Origin of the sequence: Prevotella sp. khp7 (assembly GCF_900109055.1) — a bacterium.
Taxonomy (GTDB): Bacteria; Bacteroidota; Bacteroidia; order Bacteroidales; family Bacteroidaceae; genus Prevotella.
In genome coordinates, this window is record NZ_FOIV01000003.1 from 118579 (window position 1) to 135356 (window position 16778).

The 16778-nt window shown below is 49.5% G+C and carries 11 protein-coding genes and 1 tRNA gene; 9 read left to right on the forward strand and 3 right to left on the reverse strand.

The annotated features are described in order from the left end of the window. The 3 genes from BMX82_RS07415 to BMX82_RS07425 are packed head-to-tail and all read right to left on the reverse strand — an operon-like array spanning position 1 to position 4331. The gene (locus BMX82_RS07415; RefSeq protein ID WP_091767479.1) at positions 1–2880 is read right to left on the reverse strand and encodes a type IX secretion system periplasmic lipoprotein PorW/SprE; all 2880 of its coding nucleotides are present in this window, start codon (positions 2878–2880) and stop codon (positions 1–3) included. Beyond that, positions 2873–3064, reverse strand: coding sequence for a hypothetical protein (locus BMX82_RS07420; RefSeq protein ID WP_036910221.1), 192 nt, complete (start codon positions 3062–3064; stop codon positions 2873–2875). The genes BMX82_RS07415 and BMX82_RS07420 overlap by 8 nt, the downstream gene beginning before the upstream one ends. Before the next feature lie 7 nt (positions 3065–3071). After that, a complete protein-coding gene (locus BMX82_RS07425; RefSeq protein WP_036910222.1) occupies positions 3072–4331 on the reverse strand; it encodes a 3-phosphoshikimate 1-carboxyvinyltransferase in 1260 nt (419 codons plus the stop codon). Positions 4332–4514: 183 nt separating this feature from the next. Here BMX82_RS07425 and BMX82_RS07430 point away from each other — a divergent pair. From BMX82_RS07430 to BMX82_RS07470, 9 genes are all read left to right on the forward strand, one after another. Continuing rightward, positions 4515–4587 (forward strand) — tRNA-Pro (locus tag BMX82_RS07430). 643 nt (positions 4588–5230) lie between these two features. After that, positions 5231–7585: an outer membrane beta-barrel protein gene (locus BMX82_RS07435; RefSeq protein ID WP_177172046.1), complete on the forward strand. Its 2355-nt coding sequence runs from the start codon at positions 5231–5233 to the stop codon at positions 7583–7585. A gap of 60 nt (positions 7586–7645) precedes the next feature. Beyond that, on the forward strand, positions 7646–8785 hold the full coding sequence (locus tag BMX82_RS07440; protein ID WP_091768555.1) for a DUF418 domain-containing protein: 1140 nt from the start codon (positions 7646–7648) through the stop codon (positions 8783–8785). 13 nt (positions 8786–8798) lie between these two features. Beyond that, positions 8799–9869: a linear amide C-N hydrolase gene (locus BMX82_RS07445; protein WP_091767488.1), complete on the forward strand. Its 1071-nt coding sequence runs from the start codon at positions 8799–8801 to the stop codon at positions 9867–9869. A 27-nt stretch (positions 9870–9896) separates the two neighbouring features. Beyond that, positions 9897–10775, forward strand: coding sequence for a PhzF family phenazine biosynthesis protein (locus BMX82_RS07450; RefSeq protein WP_091767510.1), 879 nt, complete (start codon positions 9897–9899; stop codon positions 10773–10775). A gap of 95 nt (positions 10776–10870) precedes the next feature. Then, entirely contained in the window at positions 10871–11188 is a 318-nt protein-coding gene (locus tag BMX82_RS07455) for a heavy metal-binding domain-containing protein (protein WP_036910225.1), read from the forward strand. Positions 11189–11192: 4 nt separating this feature from the next. Then, a complete protein-coding gene (locus BMX82_RS07460; RefSeq protein ID WP_091767513.1) occupies positions 11193–12206 on the forward strand; it encodes an acyltransferase family protein in 1014 nt (337 codons plus the stop codon). Positions 12207–12325: 119 nt separating this feature from the next. Continuing rightward, positions 12326–14668: a TonB-dependent receptor gene (locus BMX82_RS07465; RefSeq protein WP_091767516.1), complete on the forward strand. Its 2343-nt coding sequence runs from the start codon at positions 12326–12328 to the stop codon at positions 14666–14668. Positions 14669–14751: 83 nt separating this feature from the next. After that, on the forward strand, positions 14752–16767 hold the full coding sequence (locus tag BMX82_RS07470; RefSeq protein ID WP_036910447.1) for a M13 family metallopeptidase: 2016 nt from the start codon (positions 14752–14754) through the stop codon (positions 16765–16767). The last annotated feature ends 11 nt before the right edge of the window (positions 16768–16778 follow it).

Sequence of the window (16778 nt, forward strand, 5' to 3'; positions counted from 1 at the left end):
TTACCAGAAGTCATCCCCAAAGTCGAAGTCCTTCACCTGTTGTTGAGGCTGTTGAGACTTTTGTGGCATGAATTCGTCCTGTTCTTCTTGCTCGTCTATGGTGTCCATCTCCTCTATGTCGGGCTGTTCCATGTTCTCAGGTATCAGCAGCAGTCTCTCTTTGCTGATCTGCATCGGAGCAAACTCCTTCTCATAGAACTGTTGGTACTCGTCGTAACTGAACTGCCGTCCTATCAATGCCAGGTTCGCATTGCTGATGATGAGAGAGCGGCATTGCTTTAGCATCTCCTTCATCTGGTTGCTGGCATAGAGCTGGCGGGCATACTGCGTGGCTTCGTCGTAACTCAGGAAACCGCTCACCATCATACGGTGCAGACCGTTGTCTTCATCAATCTGCAATTCGAAGTTACGAACCAGAAAATTCGTGAAGTTGTAGCGGGCCAACTCGAAGAGCAGTTGGTTCTCACTGACAGAGTCAGGCTGATAGACAAGCATGAAGAGGAACTGCTGGTTGCGCTCGGTGCTGAGTGTGTCGACGCTGGTAGAGTCGTGTGTCAGCGTAATGCTGCGCATGGTCCATACGTCCCCGATATCGAACTTACCGCCATGAAGTCGGCGCCCTTCCTTTACTCCTTTTATAATCATTCCTGCCAGCGGACTGACTTCACTCTCTGGAAATCTCTCAACCACCTCTTGCAGACGGCTCATGCAGCCGTCGCCGTCTCCATCGTTTAACCGGCTCAGACCATCGATGAAGAGGAACTTGGCACGATTGCTGCCTTGTGGGAACCGTTTCTCTGAAAGAGCAGTGTTCGCCTTCACGACGTCGGCTCTGCTGTCCTTGAATGCTTCATAGGTGGTGGCATAAAGAGAGTCTTCAATATGTTCACCGAACTTGGCGTTCTCTACGTAGTAGGGGTCGGTAAGGAGAGTGGTCCACTCACTATTGGGGTGATTGGCCTTCAGGTGGGTCAGGCAGTTGCCTGCCTTCAGGTTGTCACCCTGCCGCAGATAAAGTAGATACAAGTGATACCAAGCTTCGTCCAGGTGTTCATAATCGGGGTAGTCTTTGGTCAGTCTGCCCAAATGTTTCTCGCAGAGACGCAGATTGTCCATCTTGTCTTTCAGAATGATGCCTGCATGCAACAGTGCATCTTTCAGTAAATCATGACAAGCAGCCTGTTGTCCTGCTGTAAAGGGTATCTGTGCTAAGTAATACTCACGCTGATGGGGATTGGTTGCCATAGAGTCTGTCGAGGCAATGGCTTTTTCTTGAATGTCCATACCCTCTGAAGACTCTTTGGTATCACTATCGAGACTGATGACGGTCTGATTGATACGTTGCCAGTTGTCTATGTTCTCTCGCTTGCCCCATTGGCGCTGGAAGGAGGCTTTTCCTTGGCTCACGGCTGTGGGATTGTAGAAATACCAACCACCGCTGGTGGCTGAAGGCGTGGAGATGGTTGGATTAAGATTCATATCGGCATTGGCAGTTATGGTCTCCTGTTCCAACAGCGCATATTGCTCCTCTTTCTCTTTCTTCTTCAGCTCATTTATCACGCGGTCGACAGCCTTGTTGCGCTCAGCTTCTGGCATAGCGGCCAGAGCCAGCAGAGAGTCCTGAAGTTGAATGGTGTTGGTATAAGGCACCAGCTCGTCGAGAATCCTGGAGCGACGGGAGAACTCCTCATAGTCAGTCCGTTCCTTGTCGAGCAGACCAATGGCCTCGCCATAGCAGCGTTGGGCATCGGCAAACATGTCTTTGGCCCAATATATATTGCCTAATGTCAACAATAACACGCCCTTCTCTATGCCGTTTCTGGTTGATCGGCGACAGCCTTTCTCATAGGCGGCGATGGCCTCGGTGGTGTCACGTTGTGTCATGTGGATATTGCCAATAGCATAGTATACCTGGTCCAGATATTCCGTATTATTGTCAGAAGCCGCCATGCGTCTGAGTTTACCAATCATCTGGCGGCTATTGTTGCTGGCGGCAACCTCGGTCTGTGCGATGCGGGCATTGAACTGCAGTTCGTAGGGCGGATGACATCCCGCCACTTTGCCAAAGGCGCGATAGGCCTCGTCGCGATTGCCCAGTAGCTTTTGAATCTGTCCCATCAGGAACCATTCTCTTGCCCGCTGGATGTTGCGCCGTTCGTGCTTGATGACCTTTCGCAGGTAAGGCACAGCTTTCTGGTAGTCGCCCTGACGAATGTAGTAGTTGGCATAGGTGTAGTCCCAGTCCTTGACAGCCCTGAAGTCCATGGAGTCGCGGCTCATGTTGCGAATCACGTCCTCTGCATCATATTTCCATCCCAGTTCGGTATAGCATTTGGCGAGCCACGCACGGGCCAGTCCGTTCATCAAGGGCTGTGTCTGATAGAGTCGGGTCATATATGAGAATGTGGCGGCAGCCTCGTCGAAGGCACCTTTCTGGAATTGTGCTTTTCCCATCAGCAGCCAGGCTTTCCATATAAAGGGGTTATACTCCCTGCGCCCCAGCCACTCGCGGTCTTTTGGTGTTTTCCGCTTGCTGTTATCCCATTCGGGTTTGGCTTTGATGCTATGCTGGTGGATGGCTTTCTCACATTTCTCGATAGTGCGGTCATACTGACTTTTACCGATGTCGCGACTCTGCTTGTTGCCAACCATGTAGAGGGGAATCAGTTCGGTATAGTTGTCTTTGTTGCCTTTCTCTTTCTCAAGATTCCCCTCGATAAAGGCCTGTGAGCCATTGAAGTAAGTGTTGTATCGGGCATTGAAGGAGTGCCACCAGCGTGATTGCGCTGTGTTCTTCTGCGTTGAGCAGCCGGATATGGCCAAAACGCATGAGGCGGCAATCAGCCATTGGAAGCCGATAATCCTTACCCTTCTATGCATCTTCCTTTTTCTTTTTCTCCTCCAGCAGACAGTGAATCTTGCATGAGCCCTCGTCAGCAGCCGTACATGTAGAGCAGTCGTGCCCCACAGTAATCTCGTCCTCTCCTTTGTCGAAGTGAGAGGCAATGCCGGCTACGATGCCCAGTCCAACTAATAGTGCGATGCAAACCAATGCGAAACTCATATGTTTATCACTTATCTGTTTCTTCTATTTTGAATCCTACATTCTTCAGGTCGTCCCAGAAGTGCGGATACGATTTCGTCACCACCTGAGGGTTGTTGATGATCAGTCCTTCGGTTGTCAGCGCATAGGGCGCAAAGGCCAGAGCCATGCGGTGATCCTCATAGGTGTCGATGCCCAGCTCCAGCGAAGGCTCGCAACGTTCGCCGTTCCAATACAGCTCGCTGTCGTTGGCGTCGTGAAGCACGTAGCCCAGCTTTCTCATCTCGCGCTTCATGGCCTCTATGCGGTCGGTCTCTTTAATCTTGAGCGTAGAGAGCCCCTTGAAGTGGAAGGGAATGTTCTTGGCGGCACAAGTCACCACAAACGTCTGTGCCAGGTCGGGCGAGTTTACGAAGTCGTACTCCAGACGGGGCACGCATCTGCCGTTCTGAGTCAGTGTGATAGTCTGGGGGATGCCTTCCTTCTTTGTCTCGAAAGTCGTCTTGATACCAAGTAGGCTGAACAGATAGCGAGTCACAGAGTCGCCCTGTTTCGAACCGTCCATCAGTCCTGTCAGTTTAATCTCTGAATCTCGGCCCTTGCAGAGCGCCAGCATCTCATACCAGTAGCTGGCTCCCGTCCAGTCGTTCTCGATGAAATATTCGCGGTCCTGATAGGCCTTGGGATTCACCGTGATGGTGTCAGCCGAGGTCCATTCAGCTTCAGCTCCGAATTCGCGCATCGTCCAGAGAGTCAGGTCGATGTAGGGGCGTGAGATGATGTCGCCCGTCAATTGCAGGGTGAGTCCATTCTTCAGCATCGGCCCGATCATCAGCAGGGCCGAGATATACTGTGAGCTCACGTTGCCTGGTATAGCCAGCAGCCCGCCTTTCAGCGTCTTTCCTGTAATGCGTAGTGGGGGATAGCCCGCAGTCTCTACGTATTTAATGTCGGCCCCGAGTGCCTTCATCGCGTCCACCAGTATGCCTATGGGGCGATGCTTCATGCGCTCAGTGCCCGTCAACACGTGTGTTCCTTTTGTCACACTGAGGTAGGCCGTCATAAACCTCATGGCCGTACCAGCCGCCTTGATGTTAATCTCTTCTGGCATGTCGCGCAGGGCTTTGATAATCACGTCCGTATCGTCGCAGTCGCTCAGATTCTGAGGCAGATTCTTGCCTCCGCTAAGGGCGTAGATCACAAGTGCGCGGTTGGAAATGCTTTTCGAAGCGGGCAGACAGATTGTCTGAGCCAGCTTCTCTGGTGCAGTCAGTTTATATTGTTTCATCTCTATTGATTCATATTTTCGGCACAAAGATACGATTTTTATTTGAATTTCCACACTAAATGGTGGGTAAATTTGGGCTTATAAACAAAAAGTTGCTTTAAAATTTGGTCAGTTCAGAAAAACTATGTACCTTTGCACCCGCATTCGACAAAACAAGGGTCGGTGCTAAGCAAAATTAGTGTTCGGGATTTAGCGCAGTTGGTAGCGCACACGTCTGGGGGGCGCGAGGTCGCTGGTTCGAGTCCAGTAATCCCGACAGAAAGCGAGAGAGTCGAAAGATTCTCTCGTTTTTCTTTTATTTCTTTGGTCTTGGCAGGCTTTGTATGGTAAGACTGTATGGCTGTTCGTTTTCCGTAGATTGTCAATAAAACATACGTAAAAAAGCGCTTCCTGACCAGCTCATTCTAGGGCGGTGGGAGGCGCATTTGGGGTTTCATTACGACTAACTATGGGCTTGTCGTAATGAAACTTGGGGTTTGTCGGTAGTAAACTTAGGGTTTACTCGGCGTAAAGTCCACCCCTTTTTGTGTAAAACAAGTAGTTTTATGCGCGCTCAAGTAGTCTCCACGGGTGGTGGAGATAGTCTCTTCGGGTACAAAACAACTTGTTTTGTTCCGAAAGATGACGTCTGAACGAGGGACGGAAATAAGACTTTTCTGTAACGCTCACGTTCTCAATGACTTACGGATGCGGCTCATAACTCGCGTATTTGCGGTCGAAGGGCGGCTTGCTCGTAAAGATGCGATTCTCACGAAGCTATTTGTCATATCGTTTTACTAATTTTACTTTTCTTGAAACTTTTTATGCCTTTGTTGCGTCTAAGAGAAGTGAAAAGGTCAGCGCAGAACGTCTGCGCTGTATTAATGATAACAACAACTTTAATATAATAAATGATGAATATGAGACTAACAATGCTGATGGTTACGTTAATGATGTCGATAATGTCTTTCGCTGAGACTCAGAATATAGGCGGAAAGGTGATTGACGAAAATGGCGAACCGCTCTCTTATGTTAATGTAGTACTGCTGTCGTTGCCCGATTCTGCTTTCGTACAGGGCGCGGTGACAGACGAACAGGGCGTGTTTAATATCGTGACAGACAAGAACGAAGGACTGCTGAAGGTGTCGAGCGTGGGCTACGAGACCATCTACATAGATATTCATGAGGCTAACGGGCTGACCATCCAGATGAAGGAAGACAACAAGGTACTGAAGGAGGTGGTGGTGAAGGGCCAGCTGCCTAAGACCCATGTGAAGAGCGACGCCATGCGCACCAACGTGGCAGGAACCATCTTGGAAAAGGCTGGTACCGTGAGCGATGCCCTATCGAAGATTCCTTCGCTCGAGGCCGATCGCGACGGAACAGTGAAGGTGCTTGGGCGTGGTGACGCCGAGGTGTATATCAATGGGCGTAAGGTTCGCGACGCCAGCGAGCTCGCCCGTCTGCGTTCCGATCAGATACAGCATGTCGACGTGGTTCAGAACCCTGGCGCCCGCTATGCTGCCTCGACCAAGGCTGTGGTCCGCATCACGCTGAAGAAGGCGCAAGGTGAGGGTATCAGTTTTCAGGATAACCTGGGAGGCATATACCGCTACGGGCACACCATCACCAACAACCTCGACGTGAACTACCGTACGGGTGGTCTCGACCTTACCGCCTCGTTGTGGGCTGGCCGCAATGGTCACAACAAGTCGTTTCAGGAGAGCAATATGTATTATCTGGTAGAGTCTGACAGGATAGACGGCTACACCAAGCAGGATACGAAACAGACGTGGAAGGGCCTCTCGCCACAGCTGCAGGTTAACTATATGGTAGACGAGAACCACTCGTTTGGCGCTTTCTACAAATACGACTATCACCCCGATGGCGCCCTCACCAGCCAGTTTGATACCGATGAGTACGAGAACGGTCTCTTCACAGAGCGTTCTGAAAGCAAGATACGACAGGACGAGAAGTTCAAGAAGCATATCTTCAATGCCTATTATAATGGTAAACTGGGGCAGCTGGGCATCGACTTCAACCTCGACGGACTCTTTGATCGTACAGAGGCTCCAGGCCAGACCATCGAACAGTCCAAGAACGTTAATGGTGCGGCAATGACGCGTAGCATCGACAGCAACACCAAGAGCGGCAACAACTTCTGGGCCTCTAAGCTTGTCTTGAGCTATCCCTTGTGGAAGGGTAACCTCTCTGTAGGAGGTGAATATTCCTACAACCATCGTACGGATGCCTATACCTACAATGCTTCTGAGGCTGTGCCCGTGACGGCTACCGATACAGAGATCAACGAGAAGTCGGAAGCCCTCTTCATGGACTACGGGCACCAGTTCGGTAAGGTGTTCGTTCAGGCAGGTATACGCTACGAGCATCTCGTGAACGATTATTATAACTTTGGTGTGCGTGAGGATGAGGTATGTCGCGACTATGGCGACTGGTTCCCCACGGCAGTCATCTCTGCCCCCATTGGCAAGGTTCAGCTCTCGCTCTCTTATCGTCGCGACATCAAGCGCCCTGCCTACAGCAGTCTCACCAGTTCTACCATCTATCTGAACCGCTATGCCTATCAGAGTGGTAACCCTTACCTGAAGCCAACCTATACCCACAGCCTCGTGCTGAACGCTGGCTACAAGTGGATGGGTGTCAATATCAACCTTAGTCGTGTGAAGAACTCAGAGACGATGTCAACTGAGCCATTCCCTGGTGCCGACAACCCGCTTATCAGCCTGGTTCGCCCCATCAACACAAAGGAAGACTACAACCAGCTGAGCTTCAACCCCTATGCCAGTCCGGTTATAGGCTGCTGGCATCCCACATGGTTTGTCTATGCTCTCTTCCAGAACTATAAGTCGCCCAGCCTCGACGGCTCGATCGTCACGCTCAACCGTCCGTATGTCAACATGGGCTGGGATAACACCGTCAAACTGCCAAAGGGCTGGCGCCTGAATGCCGGAATGCGCTTCAACCCCAAGGGCGACGTAGACAACTTCCGCATCACGAGAGCCCAGTTCAGTGCCGACTTAGGTGTTCAGCACGACATCAGTCTGCGCCGTCTCGGTTCGCTCACTCTTGATCTGCGTTGCAACGACATTTTTAATTCTAACGTTACCAGGGCCATCGTCTATGGCGTTCGCGAACTCACCGTCTACAACCCCGTTCGTCGCACGTTCAGGCTCGACCTTACCTGGAAGTTCAACGAGGCCCGCTCTAAGTATCGTGGCTCAGGCGCTGGAGAGAAACAGAAAGCCAGAATGTAATTTTCTGAGAAGTGTGTAGTTTTTTGTTGCTTCTTGCGTCTAAAGAATAAAATGTATCGTATGTACGCGACCCGTTATCAACCAAACACCCGAATAGATGTAGCCGATGCCCTGAGAGGCATTGCCGTGGCTGGTATTATTCTTTATCACTCTGTAGAGCACTTTAATATCTTTACGCAAGAGCCGATAGTGCATGCGCTGTCTTCCGATCAGCAAGTGGCTGATGTGCTGGCCTGGCTGCTCAGCGGTAAGATGTATGGTATCTTCGCCATGCTTTTCGGACTGAGCTTCTTTATCATGAACGACAACCAGCAGCAGAAGGGCCGCTCGTTCTCGGGGCGCTTTGCATGGCGTATGTGTCTGTTGTTCGGCTTTGGTCTCATCAATGTGGCTTTCTATGATGGCGATATCCTGATGCTCTATGCGGTATATGGCCTGTTGCTGATTCCCATCAGCTATCTGCCGTCGCGAGTCGTCTGGTGTATCATCGCCCTATTGGCCTTGCAGCCTGTGGAATTGTTCTGTCTGCTGACGGGTAGCACGATAGACCATTCCACGCTGTGGGAGTTGTATGGCCGTATCAACAGTATGCACGAACATGGTTCGTTCTTGGAGAACGCCATCACTAACCTGCGATACGGCTTTGAGCTGAATTTCAGATTCAATGTCTTCAGCGGACGCCTGACACAGTTGCTCTGTCTGTTTATTCTCGGTATGCAGTTAGGCAGACAGAGGATGTTCTATAATGAAGGACGGAACTTAAAGATATGGCATAACCTTCTCGTTGGTTCTGTCGTTGTCGTTATCGCCCTGAGTCTTGTTGACTTTGGCGAGTTGGCCCTTTGGCTCGCACCTATTTACAACTTGTTGATTCTGCTGATGATCGTTTCGGCAGTGGTCTCGGCTTGGTATGCCTTCGGTGGCGTGCGTAAGGTGCTTCACCATCTGTGCATATTCGGTCGCATGAGCCTTACCAACTATCTGTTGCAGTCTGTCATCGGCTGTTTCATCTTCTGCGGCTATGGCCTGGCCTGCTACCGCCTATTGGGTGTAACCTATGCTGTTATGATAGGTCTGGGCATGGTCTTGTGTCAATATCTGTTCTGCCGCTATTGGTTTAAGTCTCATCCACGCGGACCATTAGAGGGAATATGGCGTAAGCTGACATGGATTAATAGTGAAAGAAATAACAATAAATAAAAAAGCTAAAACGATGAAGAAAGTATTGAAGATTACGCTGTTGAGCGTATTGGGACTGATTTTGGTCGTAGGAGTGCTGGCATGGCTTGAATTCGGCCCGTTTGTTAAGGGCGCATTATCAGTTGAGAAACTCGACGACGGCCTGTATTATATGGAATATAAAGGCGACGACGGGTTCGACGGTCTGATGGAGCAGGGAGGATTTGAGAATGCCGACCAATTAGTGAGCTATGTGATGGGCTTCCTGTCGAAAGGTCACTATAAGCCAGAGGTGAACACAAAGAAAGAGGGCTTCGGATGTTCGACGCTGACGGTGGCTTCACCAGACGGCGGGGTACTGATGGGGCGCAACTTTGACTTCCCGTCAGGCGTGGGCGTGATCTTACATACGATTCCTAATCGCGGCTACGAATCGATAACGACTTTCAACGTGGAGTTCTACGGATTCGGAGACGATTACAAGCCCGAAGGGTTCTCGAACCAATATCTGGCGCTTACAGGACTGTTTGTCGCACTTGACGGTATAAACGAAAAGGGACTCGCTATAGCAGACCTGATAGCCGGCGATTCAATAGAGACGCACCAACGTACAAGCAAGCCCGACCTTACCACGACAGCAGCTATCCGCTATATGTTAAACAATGCTGCTAATGTGGGCGAAGCCCTGGAACTGCTGAATGGCATTGATATGCACTCTGATATTGGCGCAGCTCACCATTATGCGATATCTGACGTCTCGGGTAGAAGTGTAGTCGTAGAATATGTGGACAATAAAATGGTGGTGACGGAAACGCCAGCCGTAACCAACCACTATCTGTGTGATGCTAAGCATAATGTAGGACTGAAAGAAGGCGATGACCGCTACGACAGATTATGTGAGAAATATGACCAGACGGGTGGCGTGATGGATGTGAAGCAGTTGACTGAAGCCATCGAGGCTGTGTCGCAGCCAGAAAGAGAAGGCTTCTTTGGTACCGTTTGGACAATGGTGATGGATCTGAAGAATCCTTCGGTGACTTACTATTCGCGTCGCCATTTCGATAAGCCTTTCCACTTTAAGCTTTCTCAGCCAAATGGGAAATAAAAAGACTGGGGAAATTATATTTGCATGATGAGAAGATACAGATATATCAAGAGTAACGCTTTTACGGCAGGCGAGTCGCTTGGCAACCCTGCGGCATGTCTGTTTCTGGACGATGCTCCCATGACTGGCGAACAGATGCAGTCGATAGCCAGTGAGCACAAAGGGTTTGTGATGGAGATGGTGTTTTGTGGACAGTCGGAGAAAGCAGATGCGAAACTGACTTACTACTCATCGGAGTGTGAGGTGGACTTTTGTGGCCATGGAACCATCGCCACCATGTATTCGCTGATCAAGGACACACCAGAACTAATGTCGAAGCCTGTGGTGATGGTAGAGACAAACCGCAAGGGAATGATAGAGGTGTATAATGCCATCAAGGAAGAGGACGCCGTCTATATCAGTGCCCCTGATCCCATAGAACATCCTACGGAACTCACGACGGCACAACTGGAAGAGATACTGGAACTGCCCTGCGACACCATCAGCAAAGACCTGCCCATACGAATCATTGACGCGGGATTACGGACGCTCATCGTTCCCGTCAAGGATCTGGAGACTGAAATCTCGGTCTATCCAAACGTGAGTCGTCTGAAAACGTTTTGCGAAGGGAACGATATCGATATTATCCTCACCTTTTCCATGCAGACAGCCGACACATCGGCTTTTGCCCACACGCGGGTCTTCGCACCGAGGTTCGGTTATCTCGAAGATCCCGCCACAGGCTCAGGAAACAGCGCTTTTGCCAACTATCTGCTGAGCGAGAAACTCTGGGATGGACATCTGATTGCTATAGAACAAGGCGGCAATGATCGTGTCTTTAACTCGGTGAAACTGAAATACGCTAACGGCAAAGTTCTCTTTGGGGGCAAGGCAACAGTTAAGATCGAAGGATATTATATCGTATAATATAAAAGAGGTGATCTCATAAAAATATTGGTCTTGCAACTTTTCTGATCTATATAACGTCAAATAGACGTAAACTAATTTTAAAAATAAAGATTATGATACTATCAACAACCCCGACTATTGAAGGTCACACAATCCGCGAGTATAAGGGTGTGGTGACAAGTGAGACCATTATTGGTGCAAACCTCGTAAAGGATATCTTTGCAGGTATCCGTGATCTTGTTGGCGGACGCTCTGGCAGTTACGAGCAGGTTTTACGTGAGGCTAAGGACACATCGATGCGAGAGATGATGGAACGTGCCAAGGCAATGGGCGCTAATGCTATAGTAGGTATCGATATTGATTATGAGACTATTGGTGCAAAAGGATCTATGCTGATGGTTTCCACAAGTGGAACGGCTGTGGTAATCTAAGTAAATGTTGCAGAAGCGTCTTTTCTATCTGGACAATCTTAAAGTTTGTCTAACGGTACTTGTGATATTTCACCATGCGGGTCAGGCTTATGGTGATGGTGGAGAATGGGCCTATCACCCCAGCAATCCTGCTGAGGTGATGCCTTGGATTTGGCATTTCTTCTCTACGAATGCCGCTTTTTTTATGGGCTTGTATTTCCTGATATCCGGCTATTTCGTACCAAAGAGTTTTGATAAGCAGGGAGCGGGAACCTTTGTAAAGAAGAAATTGATACGCTTGGGTATTCCGTGGCTGCTGATGGGAGGCTTACTCTCTGTGCTGGCTGGTAAACTGGAGACTGGTCATATGTGGTTCGTGGAGAATCTGCTGTTCTTCAGCCTTGTCTATGCTGGTATCAGACTGTTTTGCAAGCCTCTGTTGAGTTGTACGTCGAAACCTACGATAATCGGACTCTTTATTGTTGGTGCTTTGATGGGAGTGGGCAGTTATTTCATCCGTCGGGAAAGTCCTCAAGACCACTGGATATTCTGGATGGGACTGATTTTTGAACCTGCTCATTATTTGCAGTATGTCATGATGTTCTTTTTGGGCGTTCTGGCCTGCCGCTTCGAGTGGTTGGAAAAAATGGAGAATCGCATAGGTGCAATCGCTCTGTTGATTGGCATCGTTCTCGCTATAGGTAACTATGCGAGAGACGGTGGTGAGTGGAATGCGTTCGTGTATCGGTGGTTTGGTATTTACGAGTCGCTGATGTGTGTCTTCATCTCATTCGGACTGCTTTGGCTGTTCCGTGAGTATGGAAACTGGAGCAGCCGCTTCTGGCAGTGGTGTGCCGCTCAGTCGTATGGCGCATATATATTCCACATGATACTGATGCTGCTCCTGCAGTATGCAACAGACACGATATGGATGGGGGCCTTTGGTAAATTCATGTTTATAGGTACCGTCATTACCATTGCGTCCTTTGTTCTTACCTGGCTGGTACGGATGATCCCTGGCGTCAAGAAGGTCCTTTAAAGATCTCCTTGATTTAAAGCTCGCAGTGCGTTTCAGATATTTCTATTAATTAGATGTTTACGACTATTCATGTAACGTCTGAAAGACGATGATATTAAGTAATAATGATAATATAAAAAATGAAAAGAATGTTTTTAGGAGCAGCTCTCACGATGCTGCTTTCCCCTGCGGTGGCAGGGGCTCAGGCCACACAAACCATTCGTGGACAAGTGAGTGATGTGGCATCTGGTGAGCCAATGATTGGTGTAACGATTCAAGTAGAGAATGGCATGACGATGTCTGCTGTATCAGGTCTCGATGGTAACTTCGTAATTGAGAATGTGCCTGTGGGGCGACATTCTGTCAGGGCCACCTATGTTGGTTATGAACCTGTGTTGTTGAAGGAGCAGCTACTTTCTTCTGGTAAGGAGTTGGTCCTGAACCTCCGTATGCGTGAGAGCATCTCAGAACTGGGTGAGGTTGTCGTTAAGCCCCGTGTGAACAAGCAGTTGCCACTTAATGAGATGGCGCAGGTTGGTGCTCGTATGTTCAGTGTAGAGGAAGCCAGCCGATATGCTGGAGGTATGGCGGATCCAGCCCGTACGGCGTCAATGTTTGCCGGTGTTGCTACTGGTGGTGCTACTAATGGTATTAGTATTCATGGTAATTCACCCCAGATGTTACAGTGGCGTGTTGAAGGCATAGAGGTGAATAACCCCAATCACTTCGCGGAGATTACTGAGGCTGGCGGCGGTGTCTTTACTTCTTTGAACGGTACTGTTCTCGCCAATAGCGATTTTCTGACTGGCGCAATGCCTGCGGAGTTTGGAAATGCCCTTTCCGGTGCATTCGACATGAAGATGCGCGTGGGAAATAATACCAAATATGAGCATGCCGTGCAGGTGGGTACGCTGGGTGTTGACTTTGCCTCGGAAGGCCCTTTGAAGAAAGGATCGAAGAGCTCGTACCTTATTAATTATCGCTATAGCTTCCTTGAAATAGCCAAGAAACTTCATGCCATCAACATGGAGAATGAGACCCTCGACTATCAGGACTTGAGTTTCAAAATCAATATGCCTACAACTAAGGCTGGTACCTTTGCCGTGTGGTTCACAGGACTTGTTGATAACTATGAAAACAATGTGCCTGACGTTTCAGAGTGGGAGACATTGTGGGACTCAAATGATTCCTGGTCTCGACAGCGCAATTGTGCTTTAGGCGTGAATCATACCTATCGCTTTAAAACGGGCGGAACACTACATTCCAGTATTGCCTTCACAGGAGCTTACAGAAAACTGGGGGAGAACGATTATGATGAACAGATGACCAAGATGCCGGATTTGGCAGGACGCAACTCGCAGTGGAATGTCATTATCAGTGCACAACACCAGCAAAAGTTATCCTCTCGCTACACCATGCAGAATGGTTTTGAACATCAGCATCTGGACTTCCACACGTGGATGGATTATATTAAGGTGACGGGAGGCCCGCTTTATCGTGTCTATGAATCTGAGGGTAACACGGGACTGACGCGTCTTTATAGCAGTCATAAGCTGGCACTGAGCAGCAGATTGTCTACAGTGGCCGGTGTTAATGTGATGTGGTTCAACCTTAACAACCAGTGGCTGGTAGAGCCTCGAATCAGTGTGCAGTATAAAACGTCTCCGTCGAGTACGATGTCACTGGCTTATGCTCTGAACAGCCGTAAGGAATCAACGGATTCTTATTTTGTGACGATGGGAGATGGAAATCCCAATGAGGATCTTGGATTGACGCGCTCACACCATATCTCAGCCTCGTTTGCGCAGCGCTTAGGCGAGAATGCCATGCTGAAGATTGAGCCATACTGGCAATGGCTTTTTGATGTACCTGTGGAACAGGGGACAACCTATTCTATTATTAACCACCGTAAGTTTTTCCAGGATCGTGCGTTGGTGAACGAAGGTGCTGGCAGAAACTATGGCGTTGACCTTACGCTAGAGCGTTATCTCAAAGACGGTTTCTATGGTATGCTGACGGCAACCGTATTCAAGTCGGAGTATCGTGACGCTCAGGGTGAGTGGCATCACTCACGTCTGGATCGTGGTTATATCACAAATATCCTAGGTGGTAAGGAGTGGATGGTAGGCCGTTCTAAGAAAAACGTATTCGGTCTTAATGGACGTCTCACCCTGATGGGGGGTGATCGGTATACGCCTATTCCTGAGGGAATCACCTTTGAGGATGTTATGCAGCGGCCTGACAGGTCTGTTCCTGAAGATGACGGCCTTGATCCGTTCTGTAAGCAAAAGGGTATGAATGTGGGTTATGCTTTTTCGGTGAAGTACACCATCAATAAGAAACATACTTCGCACCACTTTATTCTCGAATATCTGCAAATACGGACGTTTCAGGGGCAGACCTTTGATCTGAGGACCCATGAGATCGTAGATAAATACACGTCACTAACCTTCCCTAATATTGCATATAGGGTGGAATTCTAAAAAAGTTAGAAAGAAGTGTAGTTTTCTCGTCGTTTTTTGCGTCTAACAGATAAATAATGTAGAATTTTAAATGTTTTAGAATGATGAAGAAACTATTTTTCGCCGTAGCACTGGCTTTCGTAAGCGTGGCAGGCATGGCACAGAACCTGAAAGCAAACATGGACACGAGTGTGAAACCTGGTGACGACTTCTGGCAGTATGCTGTGGGCAACTGGCTGAAGAACAACCCGCTGGACAAGGTACATCCTGAGAATGGTGCCTTTACCGATCTCTCGGAACTGAACAAGGACCGTATTAACGCCCTCGTTATGAAGTATGCTGAGAAGAAGGATCTGCCTCAAGGCAGTGACGGACAGAAAATCGGTGCACTCTATCGCCTCTACATGGATAGCGTTAGTCGCAATAAGATGGGCTATGAGCCGATTATGCCTTACCTGAAGCAGGTGCGCGAGCTGAAGACCCGCGAGGAGGCTCTGAAGTTGATGTGCGAGTTCGATGCCAAGGGCTTCAATACCGCTCCCTTCGGTATCAGCCTGAGTCTGAACCCCTTCAACTCATCGGAGTTTATGATTGGCGGTGGACATGGTGGCGCTTCACTGGCTCAGGAGTATTATGCCGAGCCCAATGAGCAGCAGAAGAAGACTGTAGAGGCTGTAAAGGCCCTGTATAAGGACTACTTCAAGATGGTGGGCTACAGCGATGAAGAGGCTCAGAAGAAGATGGAAGCCGAGTGGGCCATTGAGCACGCCATCGGTGTGAAGACCCTGAATCAGGTGGCCAGTCGTAACCCTATGGCTACCATCCATATTATGTCATGGGAGCAGCTGTTGCAGGACTTTAAGGGCATCGACTGGGTGGGCTATCGCGACGCTTTGAACATGCCTAAGGATATTGACAAGGTGAACATCAGCCAGCTCGAGCCCCTCCACGAAGTTGAGAATATTCTGGCCAACACCAGTCTGGAGGATTTGAAGTCATACATGGAGTTGCACGTAATCAAAGCCTACAGCAGCTACCTCTCTGACGCCTTCACTGATCGTGCCTTCGAGGCCAACAAGGTGATTACAGGCGTTCAGGAGCAGCAGCCCCGTTGGAAGCGTGCTGTAAATGCCATCAGCGGAAAACTGGGTGAGACCATCGGTAAACTGTATGTAGCTGAGTACTTCCCCGAGACCAGCAAGCAGCGTGTGGTTCGTCTGGTGAAGGATCTGCAGCAGGCTTTCGAGGACCGTTTGACGGAGAACACCTGGATGAGCGACTCTACCAAGGCCAAGGCACTGGAGAAACTGCACGCCATGTATATCAACGTAGGTTATCCCGATAAATGGGAGGATATGGAGAAGTTCGTGGATATCCGCGAGGACCAGAACCTAGTGGAGAACTTTATCCGCATCAACGAGGAAGCACGTGCTGCTGAGTTCCGCAAATACTGGCACCAGCCTGTAGACAAGACCATGATGGCTTGCACGCCTCAGACGGTGAATGCCTTCTATAACCCGCTGTTCAACAGCATCAACTTCCCCGCAGCCATTCTGCAGCCCCCGTTCTTCGATCCTGAGGCCGACTATGCTACCAACTATGGCGCCATCGGTATGGTGATTGGTCACGAGATGAGTCATGGCTTCGACGATCAGGGTTGTCAGTTTGACAAGGACGGAAACCTGAAGAACTGGTGGACTGCTGACGATAAGGCTAAATACGATGAGCGCACCAAGGTGCTGGCCGACTGGTTCAGTGAGCAGGAGGCTGTGCCCGGACTGAATGTGAACGGACAGAAGACTTTGGGTGAGAACATCGGTGACAATGGTGGACTGAAGATTGCTTATCGCGCCTTTGAGAACCGTATGAAGCAGGAGCCTTTGAAGGATGTGGAGGGCTTCACCCCTGCACAGCGTTTCTATCTGGCTTACGCTCGCGTATGGGCCAGCAACACAACACCTGAGTATACTGCTATGATCGTGAACAGCGACGTACATTCGCCTAACCGCATCCGTGTGCAGGCTGCTCTGCCTATGATTGACACATGGTACGATGCCTTCGGTATCAAGGAGGGCGATAAGATGTTCGTGCCCAAGGAGAAACGCGCATTAGTGTGGTAAAATAAATGGAA